General features: G+C 63.0%; 13 protein-coding genes and 1 pseudogene. 11 read left to right on the forward strand and 3 right to left on the reverse strand.

Going from position 1 to position 15,464, the window contains the following annotated elements; genetic code table 11:
- A pseudogene (gene aceE / locus AB4Z11_RS05690) lies at positions 1-958 on the reverse strand (pyruvate dehydrogenase (acetyl-transferring), homodimeric type); the annotation flags it as partial.
- 277 nt (positions 959-1,235) lie between these two features.
- Between aceE and dgoD the strand changes: the two are divergent.
- The 10 genes from dgoD to AB4Z11_RS05740 all read left to right on the forward strand — a co-directional run bounded on the left by dgoD (position 1,236) and on the right by AB4Z11_RS05740 (position 12,856).
- The gene (gene dgoD / locus AB4Z11_RS05695) at positions 1,236-2,384 is read left to right on the forward strand and encodes a galactonate dehydratase (protein ID WP_442023307.1); all 1,149 of its coding nucleotides are present in this window, start codon (positions 1,236-1,238) and stop codon (positions 2,382-2,384) included.
- Positions 2,378-3,478 carry a 2-dehydro-3-deoxygalactonokinase gene (locus AB4Z11_RS05700; RefSeq protein ID WP_442023309.1) on the forward strand — a complete coding sequence of 367 codons (1,101 nt, stop codon included), beginning with the start codon at positions 2,378-2,380 and terminating at the stop codon, positions 3,476-3,478. Before dgoD ends, AB4Z11_RS05700 begins: the two co-directional genes overlap by 7 nt.
- The gene (locus AB4Z11_RS05705) at positions 3,475-4,107 is read left to right on the forward strand and encodes a 2-dehydro-3-deoxy-6-phosphogalactonate aldolase (RefSeq protein WP_442023311.1); all 633 of its coding nucleotides are present in this window, start codon (positions 3,475-3,477) and stop codon (positions 4,105-4,107) included. The genes AB4Z11_RS05700 and AB4Z11_RS05705 overlap by 4 nt, the downstream gene beginning before the upstream one ends.
- On the forward strand, positions 4,104-6,584 hold the full coding sequence (locus AB4Z11_RS05710) for a beta-galactosidase (protein WP_442023313.1): 2,481 nt from the start codon (positions 4,104-4,106) through the stop codon (positions 6,582-6,584). Before AB4Z11_RS05705 ends, AB4Z11_RS05710 begins: the two co-directional genes overlap by 4 nt.
- A 94-nt stretch (positions 6,585-6,678) precedes the next feature.
- Positions 6,679-7,605 (forward strand): SMP-30/gluconolactonase/LRE family protein, encoded by a 927-nt coding sequence (locus AB4Z11_RS05715; RefSeq protein WP_442023315.1) that lies wholly within the window; start codon positions 6,679-6,681, stop codon positions 7,603-7,605.
- Between the two features lie 17 nt (positions 7,606-7,622).
- Positions 7,623-8,612 carry an arabinose ABC transporter substrate-binding protein gene (locus AB4Z11_RS05720; protein ID WP_442023317.1) on the forward strand — a complete coding sequence of 330 codons (990 nt, stop codon included), beginning with the start codon at positions 7,623-7,625 and terminating at the stop codon, positions 8,610-8,612.
- A gap of 9 nt (positions 8,613-8,621) precedes the next feature.
- Positions 8,622-10,121 carry an L-arabinose ABC transporter ATP-binding protein AraG gene (gene araG, locus AB4Z11_RS05725; protein ID WP_442023319.1) on the forward strand — a complete coding sequence of 500 codons (1,500 nt, stop codon included), beginning with the start codon at positions 8,622-8,624 and terminating at the stop codon, positions 10,119-10,121.
- A 13-nt stretch (positions 10,122-10,134) separates the two neighbouring features.
- Positions 10,135-11,118, forward strand: a complete 984-nt coding sequence (araH, locus tag AB4Z11_RS05730; RefSeq protein ID WP_442023321.1) for an L-arabinose ABC transporter permease AraH — start codon at positions 10,135-10,137, stop codon at positions 11,116-11,118.
- 3 nt (positions 11,119-11,121) lie between these two features.
- The gene (locus tag AB4Z11_RS05735; RefSeq protein WP_442023323.1) at positions 11,122-11,889 is read left to right on the forward strand and encodes an SDR family oxidoreductase; all 768 of its coding nucleotides are present in this window, start codon (positions 11,122-11,124) and stop codon (positions 11,887-11,889) included.
- A gap of 16 nt (positions 11,890-11,905) precedes the next feature.
- Positions 11,906-12,856 (forward strand): LysR substrate-binding domain-containing protein, encoded by a 951-nt coding sequence (locus tag AB4Z11_RS05740; protein WP_442023325.1) that lies wholly within the window; start codon positions 11,906-11,908, stop codon positions 12,854-12,856.
- A gap of 116 nt (positions 12,857-12,972) precedes the next feature.
- Here AB4Z11_RS05740 and AB4Z11_RS05745 read toward each other — a convergent pair whose 3' ends face one another.
- Positions 12,973-13,572 (reverse strand): LysE family translocator, encoded by a 600-nt coding sequence (locus AB4Z11_RS05745; RefSeq protein WP_442023327.1) that lies wholly within the window; start codon positions 13,570-13,572, stop codon positions 12,973-12,975.
- A gap of 139 nt (positions 13,573-13,711) precedes the next feature.
- Positions 13,712-14,551, reverse strand: a complete 840-nt coding sequence (locus tag AB4Z11_RS05750) for a hypothetical protein (protein WP_442023329.1) — start codon at positions 14,549-14,551, stop codon at positions 13,712-13,714.
- Between the two features lie 173 nt (positions 14,552-14,724).
- Between AB4Z11_RS05750 and AB4Z11_RS05755 the strand changes: the two genes are divergently transcribed.
- A partial coding sequence (locus AB4Z11_RS05755) for a bifunctional methylenetetrahydrofolate dehydrogenase/methenyltetrahydrofolate cyclohydrolase (RefSeq protein ID WP_442023330.1) occupies positions 14,725-15,464 on the forward strand: 740 nt, incomplete at its 3' end.

The following is a 15,464-nucleotide window of genomic DNA, read 5'->3' on the forward strand; positions in this document are numbered from 1 at the left end:
CGCGCTGCAGGATGCCTTCCTTGTCTTTGGCCAGCAGGTTGTCCCAACCCGGGCCCCAGATGACTTTGACGACGTTCCAGCCGGCGCCGCGGAAGTCCGCTTCCAGCTCTTGAATGATCTTGCCGTTGCCGCGCACCGGACCGTCCAGGCGCTGCAGGTTACAGTTGACGACGATGACCAGGTTATCCAGCTTTTCGCGCGCGGCCATGCCGATTGCGCCCATCGATTCCGGTTCGTCCATCTCGCCGTCACCGCAGAAGGCCCAGACTTTACGGCCTTCGGTGTTGGCGATGGAGCGTGCGTGCAGGTACTTCAGGAAGCGCGCCTGGTAGATCGCCATCAGCGGGCCAAGGCCCATCGACACGGTCGGGAACTGCCAGAATTCCGGCATCAGTTTCGGGTGCGGGTAGGAGGACAGGCCTTTGCCGTCGACTTCGCGGCGGAAGTTCAGCAGCTGGTCTTCGGTCAGGCGGCCTTCCAGGAAGGCGCGTGCGTAGATACCTGGCGAGGAGTGGCCCTGGATGTACAGCAGGTCGCCGCCCTGTTCAGGGGTTTCCGCTTTCCAGAAGTGGTTGAAGCCAATGCCCAGCATGTTCGCCAGCGAAGCGAACGAGGACAGGTGGCCACCGAGGTCGCCGTCGGCGCGGTTGGCCTTCACGACCATGGCCATGGCATTCCAGCGCATCCAGGAGCGCAGGCGTTCTTCGTATTCGAGGTTGCCCGGGCAGTGGGCTTCGAGGTGAGCAGGGATGGTGTTGACGTAGGCGGTGTTCGCGGAGAACGGAATGTCGGCGCCACGGCGGCGGGCCAGGTCAACCAGGCGTTCCATCAGGTAGTGGGCGCGGTCCGGACCTTCTTTTTCCAGAACTGCCTCAAGTGCCTCCAGCCATTCCTTTGTTTCTTGCGCATCAGGATCGTTGGCGGTTTGGGCCGTGACCTGGTCAAGTTGAGCTGACATGTATCTAGTCTCCTATCGATTAAGTGCCCGACCGCTTGCGCCCGGACTATGCTGGTGATTATTTACTAAGACTTTGGCTAAGTGTGAATGATTCTATCAGTGAATTCAGCCTTTTTCAAATTACGGAAGATCGTTTCATATTGTGAGATATGGCTGAAAATTGTGTAAATTTTCACATATTCCTGATTCATATAGTTATGTCGGGATGTTTCATATTTCGGGCTTAGCTCACTCCCCTACACTCTCAGTTGTCTGATAACTATTGCTTAGGGCTCCCATGCGCATCACCAAAGTGACCACCTACCGCGTTCCGCCACGCTGGATGTTCGTGAAAATTGAAACCGACGAGGGCATCGTCGGCTGGGGTGAACCTGTGATCGAGGGCCGCGCCCGCACCGTTGAAACGGCGGTGCAGGAATACGCCGAACTGCTGATTGGCCAGGACCCGCTGCGCATCAACGACCTGTGGCAAGCCATGTACCGCGGCAGCTTCTACCGCGGCGGCGCCATCCTGATGAGTGCCATCGCGGGCATCGACCAGGCGCTGTGGGACATCAAGGGCAAGGCACTGAACGCCCCAGTATGGCAGCTTCTGGGTGGCCTCGTGCGGGATCGCATGCGCGCTTACAGCTGGGTGGGCGGCGATCGTCCCGGCGACATCATCGAGCAGATGAACAAGCTGCGCGAAGGCGGCATCCATACCTTCAAAATGAATGGCACCGAGGAGCTGGGCCTGATCGACAATTCGAAAGCGGTGGATGCGGCAGTGGCCCGCATTGCCGAGATCCGCGAGCATTTTGGCGGCGAAGTGGAATTCGGCATCGACTTCCACGGCCGCGTATCGGCGCCGATGGCGCGCGTGCTGCTGAAAGAACTGGAGCCGTTCCGTCCACTGTTCGTGGAAGAACCGGTGCTGGCCGAGCAGGCGGAATACTATCCGCGCCTGGCCGAAATGACCGCGATTCCGCTGGCGGCCGGCGAGCGCATGTACTCGCGCTTCGAATTCAAGCATGTGCTGGAGCGCGGCGGCGTGTCGATCCTGCAGCCGGACCTGTCACATGCCGGCGGCATCACCGAATGCGTCAAGATCGCTGCGATGGCAGAGGCCTACGATGTCACGCTGGCGCCGCACTGCCCGCTCGGCCCTGTCGCGCTGGCGGCCTGCCTGGCGGTGGACTTCGTGTCTTACAACGCCGTGCTGCAGGAGCAAAGCATGGGCATCCACTACAACAAGGGCGCCGAGCTGCTGGACTATGTAATGAATAAAGAAGACTTCCGCATCGCGGACGGCTGCTTCTCCCCGCTGCCAAAGCCCGGCCTGGGCGTGGAAGTCGACGAAGCGCGCGTCATCGCCGCCAGCCAGAACGCTCCCGACTGGCGCAACCCGCTGTGGCGCCACGCCGACGGCAGCGTGGCCGAATGGTGACGCCCGCAGACCCGCTGCCGGCAGCGTCCCACGCTACCACCGCGCGCTCCCTTGACGCGGGCGTGGCCAGCCTGGTCCGCTCGGCTCAACTCGTCGGCGCGGACTGGGGCTCCACTGGCCTGCGCTTGTTCCTCATCGGCGCCGACGGTGCGGTGCTCGACACGCGCGCCAGCGCGCAAGGCAGCACGGCGATGAACGGCTCGGCCGACACCTACCGCGCCGCGCTCGACACGCTGGCCGGCGACTGGCTTGCCGCGGCCCCAGAGTTGCCATTGGTCGTGTGCGGCATGGCGGGCAGCAAGCATGGCTGGCACGAAGTGCCTTACGCCACCTGCCCCGCCGAAGTCGGCAACCTCCTGGCGCTCGCTCCGCCGCTGCCACCGCTTGTCATTGCACCACCCGCCGGCAATATCTCTGCGCCGGCGCCGGCCGCTGAACATGCCGGCGGCACGCGTCCAATGGCCATCATCCCCGGTTTGCTCTATGCACCGGATGACGGCACGCCGGATGTGATGCGCGGCGAGGAAACGCAGATCGCCGGCGCGCTGGCCCTGCATCCGCAACTTGCGGCGCAAGCATGTGTCGTCATGCCCGGCACGCACTCGAAGTGGACGCAGCTGCGCGACGGCACCGTGCGCGCCTTCGCTACCCACATGACCGGCGAACTATTCGCCCTGCTGTCCCAACATTCCGTGCTGAACCGCCTGATGATCGCGTCCAGTGCGCCATCGCGTGCAGCATTCGACCAGGGCGTCAAGGCTGCACGCGACAACGCAAGCGCCAACCTGGCCAACCAGCTGTTCGCCGTCCGCACGCTTGGACTGACCGAAAAGCTGCCTGGCGACGCGTTGGCGGATTACATGTCCGGCCTGCTGATCGGCCACGAACTGCGCGCCGGCCTCGCCTGGCGCGAAGAAGCCGGTCTGCAGCAAGCCCCACTGATCCTGATCGGCGAGCCTGCGCTGTGCACCCGCTACGAACAAGCCCTGGCAGTCTTTGGCATCAAAGCCGACCACAATTTCCCGAACACGGCCCCCGCCGGCCTGTGGGCCATGGCCCGCCGCGCAGGGCTGATCACTGGAGCAAATACATGACCGACATCCGCGCCGACCTCGATCGCGCTTTCGAAGCCCTGCCGCTGGTCGCCATTCTGCGCGGCGTGCAGCCGCATGAAGTGGAAGGCATCGCGCATGCCGTCTACAACGCCGGCTTCCGCATCATCGAAGTGCCACTGAACTCGCCGCAGGCGCTGGAATCCATTCGCCTCCTGAGCAAATCCTTGCCGGCAGATGCCGTACTGGGCGCAGGTACGGTGCTCAGCGTGAACGCGGTCGATGAAGTGCAGGCCGCCGGTGGCCGCATCATCGTCATGCCGCACGCCGACGTTGCCGTGATCAAGGCCGCGAAAGCCAACGGCATGGCTTGCGTTCCAGGCGTCGCCACGCCGACGGAAGCCTTCGCCGCCCTGCACGCCGGTGCCGATGCGCTGAAGCTCTTCCCCGCCGAACTGATTACGCCAACCATCATGAAGGCCATGCGTGCCGTGCTGCCAGCGGAGACGCGCCTGCTGCCGGTGGGCGGCGTCACGCCGGATAATATGGGCCCGTTCCGCGCAGCAGGCGCCGCAGGCTTCGGCCTTGGCTCCGCCCTTTATGCACCGGGYATCGACGCCGCCGAAGCTGGCAAGCGCGCGCAACGTTTCGTCGAAGCCTGGCGCCAGTGATCGCCCCGCGCATGCGCCGCGCCGCCCTGGCCGTCCTGAGCGCAGTGGCGGCCTGCGCGCATGCCGCCGTGCTGCACGTCGATGCCAGCGCTCCCGCCGCCGAACCGAAAACCGGCTACATCAAAACCGGCAGCAGCATTTCGCCGCGCGGTGAGCGCATCGGGATCAACAATCAATATCTGACGAGGAACGGCCAGCCCTGGTTGCCTGTCGCAGGAGAATTCCACTACTCACGCAGCCCCGCTTCGACCTGGGAAGCGGAACTGCGCAAGATGAAGTCCGCCGGCGTGGAAGTGGTGACCAGCTACGTGATCTGGAGCCACCACGAAGAGCTGGAAGGAAAATTCGACTGGCAAGGCAACCGCGACTTGCGCCGTTTCGTGCAGCTTGCCGGCAAGGCCGGCCTCGGTGTGGTGGTACGCGCCGGCCCATGGGCGCACGCCGAAGTGCGATACGGCGGCGTGCCGGACTGGGTGGTTAATGCCATGCCGACGCGGCGCGACGATCCGCAATACCTGCACTACGTTGAACGCCTGTACCGCGAGATCGGCACGCAGCTGAAAGGCCAGTTGTGGAAGGATGGCGGCCCGGTGGTCGCAGTCCAGCTGGAGAACGAATATAACCTCGCCGGTCCCGGTCAGGGCGCAGGCCACATCAGCAAGCTGAAAGAACTGGCAATCCAGGCGGGCCTCGATGTGCCGATCTATACGGTCACGGGTTGGGATCACACGCTGTATCCATCGGGCGAAGTAACGCCGGTCTTTGGCGGCTATCCAGACGAGCCATGGAGCGCGAGCACCAAGCCGCTGCCGCCCAAAGAAACCTATGCCTTCCGCTTCGGCACGCGCGTCAGCGGCGACCTCGGTGCGCAAACGCGCGCCTCGCAGACCGGCACTGCTGAAACGGACATGGCCGACACGCCTTTCCTCGGCGCGGAATACGGCGCGGGGCTGCCCGCCATGTACCGCCGCCGCACCCTGGTATCACCGGACGACATCGCGTCCATGCTGCYGGTGCAGCTGGGCTCCGGACTGAATATGGTCGGCTATTACATGTTCCACGGCGGCCGCAATCCGCTGAGTCTCGGCGGCACCACGATGGAAGAGAGCACGCTGAGCGGCGGCTATAACGATACGCCCGCCATCAGCTACGACTTCAACGCGCCGCTTGGCCCGGATGGCCAGCAGCGCCCCGTGCTGGAGCGCCTGCGTCCCTTCCACTACTTCCTGCGCGACTTCGGCGGCCGCCTGGCGCCGATGACCGTGCGCAGGCCCGATCAGGTGGCCGAGTCGATGCGCGATCTGTCGACGCCGCGCTGGTCGCTGCGCAGCAAAGGCGACCAGGCTTTCGTGTTCTTCAACAATCACGTGCGCCAGTATCCCATGGCTGTGCAGCGCGGCGTGCAGTTCGACATCAAGCTGCCCAGCGGCGCATTGCGCTTCCCCAGCCAGCCATTCGACGCCGCCGATGGCGCTTACTTTATCTGGCCGGTGAACTTTGATCTCGACGGCACGCGTCTTGACTACGCAACCGCACAGCCGGTCGCGCGGCTGGATGCGGGTAAAGAAGGCATCGTCTACGTTTTCTCCGCCACCACCGGTATCCCGGTCGAAATGGCGCTCGAACCCGCCGCAGCGCCTTACCTTGATGCGCCCGGCGCCCACATCGCCGCCACATCCGCTTCCGGCGCCGGCAACGAGCGCGTTGTCATCAACGGCATTGTGCCGGATAGCGCAGCGGCGTTCACGCTACGCAAGCCGCAGGGACGCGCGATCACGGTCGTGGTGCTGAGTCCAGAACAAGTGGGGCAGCTGGCGGTTGGCGAATTTGCGGGACAGCGGCGGCTCGTGCTGAGCGCGCAGCAGGCCTATTTCGCCGATGGCAAGCTCGAATTGCGCTCGCCGGATCAGCCGCACTTCCAGGCGGCGGTATTCCCTGCGCTGGACGCGGCAGCCACTGCAAGCGCCGCGCTGAAAGCCGCCGGGCGCAGTGGCATCTTCACGGAATACGAGGCGGACGTATCGCCGGTCCAGCTGCAAGCCAGCATCACGCCGCTGCGTGCCGCATCGCCGGTGCCCGCGCCGCGAATCGGCGGCAACGCCAAAGCCGCGATGCAGCCCATACCCGAAGCCTTCCGCAACGCCGCCGCCTGGGAAGTAAAACTAAGCGGCGGAAAACTGGACAAGCTCGATGCGGCGCTGCTGGACATCGACTTCACCGGCGACATCGCCCGCCTGTTCAGCGGCACGCGCATGCTGGACGATTGGTACTACAACGGCCAGCGCTGGCAATTCGACCTGAAACGCAACGGCATTGCGTCCAACGCCACGCTGCAGCTCTCCGTGCTGCCGCTGCGCGCCGATGCGCCGATCTACCTGCCAGAGCAGGCGGTGCCGGACTTTGGCGGCCAGCCGCAATTGGCGGGCGTCTCCGCCGTCAAAGTCATCCCCGTCTACAAACTCACAATCGGCAAATAGCTATATCAAATCGACATACGTTTCCGTTTAATACACATAAGTCCGATATGTCACTTTTCTGTAAGCTGATTAAAAACCAATAATGGAGACACAAGTGGAAAAGCAGCAGTCGATGATGCTGGCCATCGAGCAGCGCGCGCAACTGGGCGAAGGCCTGCTGTGGGACGAACGCGCGGGCCGCTGGCTGTGGACCGACATTGAATCCGCCACGGTGCACGCCTGGACGCCGGGCAGCGCCAGCGCCACGGCCTATCGTGTGCCTGACCGCACCGGCTCCATGGTCATCTGCAAATCGGGCAAGCTGCTGCTGGGCCTCGCCAAACAGCTTTGCTTCGCCGGCGCACCAAACGGCATCGACAACAACGGCCCGCAACTGCATCCCGTGAAGCCCGTGGTGCCGGTCGATGCGCTCGAATCGCGCACCCGCATCAACGACGGCCGCACGGACCGCAGCGGCAACTACGTCTTCGGCACCCTGAACGAAGCGGCCGAGAAGCGCCCTATCGGCAGCTTCTACCAGTTCTCCATGAAGCGCGGACTGCGTCGCCTCGCGCTGCCCGCCGTGGCCATCGCCAACAGCATCTGCTTTAGCGTCGATGGCAAGACCATGTACTTCACCGACACCACCACGCGCCGCATCATGCAGTGCGACTACGACGCAATATCGGCCAGCGTCTCCAATGTGCGGCTGTTCGTCGAAGTCGACCTGGCCGATGCCTGGCCGGACGGTTCCACCATCGACCGCAACGGCTGCCTGTGGAACGCGCAGTGGGGCGCGGGCCGCGTCGTGCAATATGCACCGGACGGCACGCTGATGCGCAGCTTCTCCGTCCCGGCCAAGAACACCACCTGCCCTGCTTTCGGCGGACCGAATCTGGACCAGCTGATGGTGACTTCGGCACGTGTAGAAATGAGCCGCGAAGAGCTCGAAGATATGCCACTTGCGGGCAGCCTGTTCACCATCCAGCTCGAAGCACCGCTGGGTATTGTGGACGCCCTGTTCGACGACACCGCTCACTAAAACATATAAGAGACACCATGAAAACACTGATCACCCGCCGCCACCTGCTGGCCGCAGCAGCCATTGCCTGTACCTTGGGATTCGCCCACGCCGCCGAACCCGTGAAGATCGGCTTCCTCGTCAAACAGGCGGAAGAGCCGTGGTTCCAGGACGAATGGCGTTTTGCCGAACAAGCCGCAAAGGACAAGGGTTTCACGCTGGTGAAGATCGGTGTACCGAATGGTGAGAAGACACTGGCCGCCATCGATAACCTGGCCGCGCAAAAAGTACAGGGCTTCGTGATCTGCGCACCGGATGTGAAACTGGGCACCGCCATCGCCCGCGCTGCGAAGCGCAACAACCTCAAAGTGATTTCGGTCGATGACCAGCTGGTGGATGGTGCAGGCAAGCCGATTCCGACCATCCCGCATATGGGCATTTCCGGCTACGACATCGGCCAGCAAGTCGGCAAGGCGCTGGCGGAAGAAATCAAGAAGCGCGGCTGGAAACCGCAGGAAGTGGGCGCGCTGCGCATCGCCTACGACCAGCTGCCAACCGCCAAAGACCGTACCATGGGCGCCGCCGATGCGCTGAAGGCCGCCGGCATCCCGGCCGCAAACATCATCGATGCACCACAAGCCAAGACCGACACCGAAAACGCCTTCAACGCCGCCAATATCGCGCTGACCAAGAACGCCAGGTTCAAACACTGGGTCGCCTTTGGCCTGAACGACGAAGCTGCGCTGGGCGCGACCCGCGCCGGCGAAGGCCGCGGCTTCAAGGCCGACAATATGGTCGCCGTAGGCATTGGCGGCAGCAAGGCGGCACTGAACGAATTTGCCAAGCCGGGTCAGACCGGCTTCTACGGCACGGTGCTGATCAGCCCAAAACGCCACGGCTACGAAACCTCGGCGAATATGTATGACTGGATCGTCGCCAACAAGCAGCCGCCTGCGCAGGTGCTGACCACCGGCCAGCTGATGACCCGCGCCAACCAGGCCGCGGTGCGCACCGAGTTCGGACTGTAAGGCCCTGAAATGTCAGGCTCTCTGCAATTCGACCAGGTGTCGAAGCAATTTCCCGGCGTGCGCGCGCTCGATGGCGTCAGCTTCGAGGCCCACGCGGGCGCCGTGCACGGCCTGCTGGGCGAGAACGGCGCGGGGAAATCGACCCTGCTCAAGATCCTCGGCGGCCAGTACCGTCCGGATGGCGGCCGCCTGCTGCTGGATGGCCGCGAATGCCATTTCCATTCCGCTGCCGATGCCATCCACGCGGGCATCGCCGTGATTCACCAGGAACTGCAATACGTTCCTGAATTGACGGTCGCCGAAAACATCCTGCTGGGCCGCCTGCCGCAGCGTTTCGGCCTGGTGCGCAAAGCCGAAGCACACAAGATGGTGACGGGCCGCCTGGCGGCAATGGGCGTGGATCTCGATCCCGATGCGAAGCTGATCGACCTGTCGATCGCCCAGCGCCAGATGGTCGAAATCTGCAAAGCCCTGATGCAGGACGCGCAGGTGATCGCCTTCGACGAGCCGACCAGCAGCCTGTCGGCACGCGAAAGCGAAGTGCTGTTCCGCCTGATCAAAGAGCTGCGCGCTGCTGGCCGCACCATGATCTACATTTCGCACCGTCTGGAAGAACTGTATGAGCTGTGCGATGCCTGCACCATCTTCCGCGATGGCCGCAAGATCGTGACGCATCCCGTCATGGCGGAAGTGCCGCGCGAAACGCTGATCGCCAATATGGTGGGACGCGAGTTGAAAGACATCTACGATTACCGTCCACGCGAGCATGGCGAAGAACGCCTCGTCGTACGCGGCCTTGGCGGACGTACCCTGCAAGGCCACCACGACTTTTCCGTACGGCGCGGCGAGATCGTGGGATTCTTTGGCCTGGTCGGCGCGGGCCGCACGGAGCTTATGCGTCTGCTTTACGGCGCCGATCATCGCCAGCACGGCTCCTCGATCCAGCTGGATGGCACGGAACTGCGCCGCGGCGGACCTGCCGCGGCGATTGCCGCCGGCATCGTGCTCTGCCCGGAAGACCGCAAGGAACAAGGCATTCTGGCCGAAGCCTCGGTGTCGGAAAACATCAATATCAGCGTGCGCCGTACCAACCTGAAAGGCGGCATCTTCCTGCGCCATCGGCAGGAAGCCGCGCTGGCCGATGACTTCATCAAGCGCCTTCGCATCAAGACGCCGCACCGTGACCAGGAAATCCGCCTGCTCAGTGGCGGCAACCAGCAGAAGGCAATTCTGGCGCGCTGGCTGGCGGAGCCGGATCTGAAAGTACTGATCCTCGACGAACCCACGCGCGGCATCGACGTCGGCGCCAAGAACGAGATCTACCGCATCATTTACGAAGTGGCGGAGCGAGGCTGCTGCGTGATCGTGATTTCCAGCGACCTGCCCGAAGTGCTCGGCGTGGCCGACCGCGTGATGGTCATGCGCGATGGCCGGATCAGCGGCGAACTGCCGCGCGCCGAAGCCAACGAAACCGCTGTCCTGCGCCTGGCGCTGCCAGACCAGACCTGATTAGGAGCTTTACATGATGTCCATCGCTTCAACTACCGGCGCGGCCAGCGCGCCTGCCAACAACCGGCGCAAATGGCTGGCCRATTACAGCATGCCGATCGCGTACGCCATCCTGTGCGTGGTGCTGGCGTTCACGGTGGAGAATTTCCTCTCGCTGGCGAACATCGTCGGCCTGATGCTGTCCGTGGCGCAGATCGGCATGGTGGCCTGCACCATGATGATGTGCCTGGCCTCGCGCGATTTTGACCTGTCGGTCGGCTCCACCATCGCCTTTGCCGGCGTGCTGGGCGCCATGATTCTGGAAGCGACCGGCAGCATTTTCCTGGCCGTCGGCGGCGGCATGCTGGCCGGTGCGCTGATCGGCGCGGGCAATGGCGTACTGATCGCCTACCTGCGCGTGAATGCGCTGATCGCCACACTGGCCACCATGCTGATGGTGCGCGGGCTGGCTTTCATCGTCTCCAAAGGCCAGGCGGTCGGCATCGCCAACGAAACCTTCATCAGCTTCGGCGACACACGCTGGTTCGGCATGCCGCTGCCGGTGCTGGTCACCGCCCTGTGCTTCATCATGTTTGGCGTGCTGCTGAATCACACCATCTTCGGCCGCAACACGCTGGCCATCGGCGGCAATCCGGAAGCGGCGCGCCTGGCCGGTGTGAACGTGGAGCGTCTGCGTGTGTGGATCTTCCTGATTCAAGGCGTGGTGACTGCGCTAGCGGGCCTGATCCTGTCCTCGCGCATCACCTCCGGCCAGCCGAATGCGGCGCAAGGCTTCGAGCTGGACGTGATTTCGGCTTGCGTGCTGGGCGGCGTATCGCTCCAGGGCGGCAAGGCGCGCATCTTCGGTGTACTGGTCGGCGTGCTGATCATGGGTACGCTGGAAAACGTGATGAATCTGCTGGACRTGGACGCGTTCTACCAATATCTGATGCGCGGCCTGATCCTGCTGGCTGCCGTGCTGTTTGACCAACTGAAAACGCGCGGCGCGCGACACTAATCCATGACTGACCGACTTAAAGGCAAAGTAGCCATCGTAACCGGATCTTCGCAGGGCATCGGCGCGGCCATCGCCCGCCTCTTCGTTGAAGAAGGCGCCCGCGTTGTGGTCAACAGCCACGCTTACGACCAGCACGCCGAAGCCATTGTGGCCGAACTGGGCGAAGAGAATGCCTTGTTCGTGCAAGCCGACGTGGCCGATCCCCTCGCCATGCAGGCGCTGGCCGACAAGGCAATCGAGCGCTTCGGCCGCGTCGATATCCTGATCAATAATGCGGGCGTGGACGTTTTTGCGGACCCGCTGCAAATGACGCCGGAACAGTGGCGCCGCTGCCTGTCCATCGACCTGGAAGGCGCCTGGAATGCGATTCGCGCCGTGTTGCCGGGCATGCTGACTCAGGGCCGCGGCAATATCGTGAACATCTCCTCGGTCCACGGCAGCAAGATCATTCCGGGCTGCTTCCCCTACCCGGTCGCCAAGCATGCGCTGAACGGGCTGACGAAATCGCTGGGCATCGAATATGCGGCACGCGGCATCCGCGTGAACTCCATTTCACCGGGCCTGATCATGTCCGAGCGCGTAGCGGACTGGCTGGCGGGACTAAGTGAAGCGGACCGCGCGCGCCAGACCGAAATCCTGCCGTGCCGCCGAATCGGCGAGCCGAGGGAAGTCGCTTATACTGCACTCTTCCTTGCGAGCGACGAGGCGCGCTTTATCAATGCCACCGATATCCTGATCGACGGCGGACGCTCGCAGATCTATCACGACTGACGAGAACTGGAGAACCATGAGCCTTGCCAATTCCGACCGCTTTGTTCGCACCCACCTGAAGACCCGTCACATGGTCCTGCTGGTGGAACTCGGAAGGCACGGTTCCATTCTTCATGCGGCCGAAGCGGCCAATCTTACGCAGCCGGCCGCCTCCAAGCTTTTATCCGAACTTGAATACGCGCTGGGCGTGCAGCTGTTCGAACGCCGTGCACGCGGCATCGTGCCAACCTGGTACGGTGAAGTGATGATCCGCCGCGCGGGCGCCGCTTTGGCGGAGATGGACGCCGCGCACCAGGAAGTGATGGAGTTGCTGGCTGGCCTGTCGGGCCGCGTATCGATCGGCGCTGTGATGGCGCCTTCCACCAGCCTGCTGCCGGAAGCCGTGACCTTGCTGAAATCGCGCCACTCGCGCCTGCACGTGGCCATCAGCGTCGATACCAGCAAGATCCTGCTGCAGCGCCTTCGCGCCGGGGAGCTGGATATGATGATCGGCCGCGTGCTCGACAGCGATTCGGCCAACGAACTGAATTTCGAGCCGCTGACCGATGAACCGCATCACCTGATTGCGCGCAGCGGCCATCCGCTGGCGGACCGCAAGGACCTGACGCTGGAAGATCTGGCGCATGCGTCGTGGATCATGCCGCCCAGCGGCAGCATTCTGCGCGACCGACTTACTTCGATGTTCCTCTCGCAGGGCCTGGACCAGCCGGCAGAAACCGTGGAAACGGCCTCACTGCCCGTCATTACCAGCCTGCTGGCCCGCAGCGACATGATCGTTCCACTGCCGCAGCAGGTGGTCGAGCCTTATATCAAATTCGGCGAGCTCGCCGTCCTGCCATTCGATCTGGGCTTGCGCATGGATGTCTACGGCATCATCACGCGCCGCCAGCACCGCCTTGCCCCGGGCGCCCAGGCCATGCTGGACACCCTGCGCGAAGTCGCCGCAAAGCTGCCCCACTCCGCCTGAGCTATCACCATTCGGCATAGCAAAACGCAAATTAGTAATTGGATCGGCATCGCCGTAACGGGTACGATCTCCATGAATAAGTGGTGCGTTTTGACCGGCCTTCGGGGCCGGTTTTTTTATTCCACCAGCACCGGATAAAGCGAGGCAAGCAGCAGCGCTGCCATCGTCAGGTTGAAGATGCGCACCGACTTCGGATCGCGCAGCACGCGCTGCATATTGGCTCCGAACGATGCCCAAGCGCCGACGCAGGGCAAGCCGATCACGATGAAGATCGCGGCAATGATCAGCACATCGCGCAAATGGAAGCCGTGCGGCAGATAGTTCGTGACCGCGCTCACGACCATCATCCACGCTTTTGGATTCAGCCACTGGAAAGCCGCCGCGCCCACAAAGCCCATCGGCTTCGCGACTGCCTTGCTGCCCTCACCCATCGGCTTCGCATTGGCCAGCTTCCATGCCAGCCAGGCCAGATATGCCGCGCCCAGATACTTCAGCACGACCTGTAACACCGGCACAGTCTCGAACACCACATGGAGCCCCATCCCCACGGCCAGCACCATGATGGCCACGCCGCAGCAGATGCCAATCAAATGCGGCACCGAACGCGCAAACCCAAAATTCAGTCCGGACGCGAGCATCATCATATTATTCGGTCCGGGTGTGATGGTCGTAATGACCGCAAAAGCGCAAAACGCAAGCAGCTGATCGGAAGACATGGCAGGACTCTCAGGACAGGTATTGTTATCAATACTCTATCCCGACAAACCAATACAGTCCCTGCACACTTTTCCATTCTTCCGCCAGAACCGTACTGGCCGCCGGACCGGTACACCGATGCGCCGGAAAGTTGGCAGCTCAGCGGCCGGAGGACGACACAGGGCAAAAGCCGAGGCGCGGATCAAAAGGATCGAGCCACAACGCCTTGCGCTCGTACAGCGCCGGGTCAAGTTCCCGGTTGGGCAGCTCGATCCGTTTGCGTCCGCACAGCGAGGCGCGCTGGAGATCCGCGCCGTGAAAGCGCAGCACCAGCTTTTCAAGCGAGCCATCCCTCACCATGGCCTCCATGCCCGCCGCCAGGCGCGCGTGCAAGTGCGGCGCGTGCGGCGACACCATGAACATGGACGGGATCTGATCATGCAGCAGAAAGCTGTCCTCCACGGCCAGGTTGGGATAGTCGCGCCGCCGAGTATCCAGCTCGCGGAAGATTTCATTGACCCCGCGCGGGAAATAATCGAAGCGTCCCGCCATCAGCATATCGAACAGCCCATCGTAATTGCCGCCGGTGACCACGGTGAAGCCGTTATCCTGCAACGACGTCAGCGTGACCCAGGCCGAGCCCGAACCGGCCCGCATCTGCTTCAGCTGCGCCGCGTTCAGGGTGCGCAGCCGGGCCTGATTGCGCTTGTCGATCAAGGCAATACGCCAGGACTGCACGCCCATATCGATCGGCACCGGCACCATCTTGAGGGTGCTGGCCCATTCCGCATTGACGGGATAAGCCGTGACATTGATGATTTTGCCCTCCCGCAGCGCGGCAAACAGGCGCCGCCGCTCCATGTGGGCCGGGGCCAGTTCCAGCCGCCAGGGGCCATACTCGGCTTCAGTGCGTTTCAGGACGGTACGCAATAGAGCCTGTGCATATTCGCGCCGGAAGTCGTTCGGCGAGGTGGGACGGTCGAAGATGACCACGTCCATCGCCATCGCCGGCCCGGCCAAAAGAGCCAGGCAAAGCATCAAAGATCGCCGCATTGAGGTCCGATGCTAAAAATGCAACCTAGTATTGGTTATGTCCGAACACATCTTAGCGCAGGCGCGCCGAGGGGGCGACGGCTTTATAATGGCGGTTTTACATCCCACCCACCAAAATCATGTCTGCACAACTGATCGACGGAATCGCCCTCTCCCAAAAACTGCGCGCCGAAATCGCTACCCGCGCCGCTGCCCTCACCGCCAAAGGCAAACAGCCTGGCCTGGCCGTGATCCTGGTCGGCGAAGACCCGGCCAGCCACGTCTACGTGCGCAACAAGGTGAAAGCCTGCGGCGACGTCGGCATCCATTCCCTGCTCGAGAAGTACGATGCAGACCTGACCGAACAGGCGCTGCTGGACCGCATCGCGGCCCTGAACGAAGACCCAACCATCCACGGCATCCTGGTGCAGATGCCGCTGCCCAAGCACATCAATCCGCACAAGGTGATCGAAGCCATCTCTACTTCGAAAGACGTAGATGGCTACTCCGTGCTGAGCGCGGGCGAACTGATGACCGGCCTGGAAGGCTTCCGTCCTTGCACGCCATACGGCTGCATGAAGCTGATCGAATCGACCGGCATCAATCTGAAGGRCAAGCACGCCGTGGTGATCGGCCGCTCGAACACCGTGGGCAAGCCTATGGGCCTGCTGCTCTTGCAAGCGAATGCCACCGTCACCATCTGCCATAGTGCGACCCCGGACCTGGGCTACCACACCCGCAAGGCCGACGTGGTCGTGGCCGCCGTGGGCCGCCGCAATACGCTGACCGCCGATATGGTCAAGCCGGGCGCCATCGTGATCGATGTCGGCATGAACCGCGACGATAACGGTAAGCTGTGCGGTGACGTGGACTTCAACGG

The sequence above is a fragment of the Pseudoduganella sp. RAF53_2 genome, assembly GCF_052113985.1.
In the GTDB taxonomy this organism is placed as follows: domain Bacteria; phylum Pseudomonadota; class Gammaproteobacteria; order Burkholderiales; family Burkholderiaceae_D; genus Rugamonas.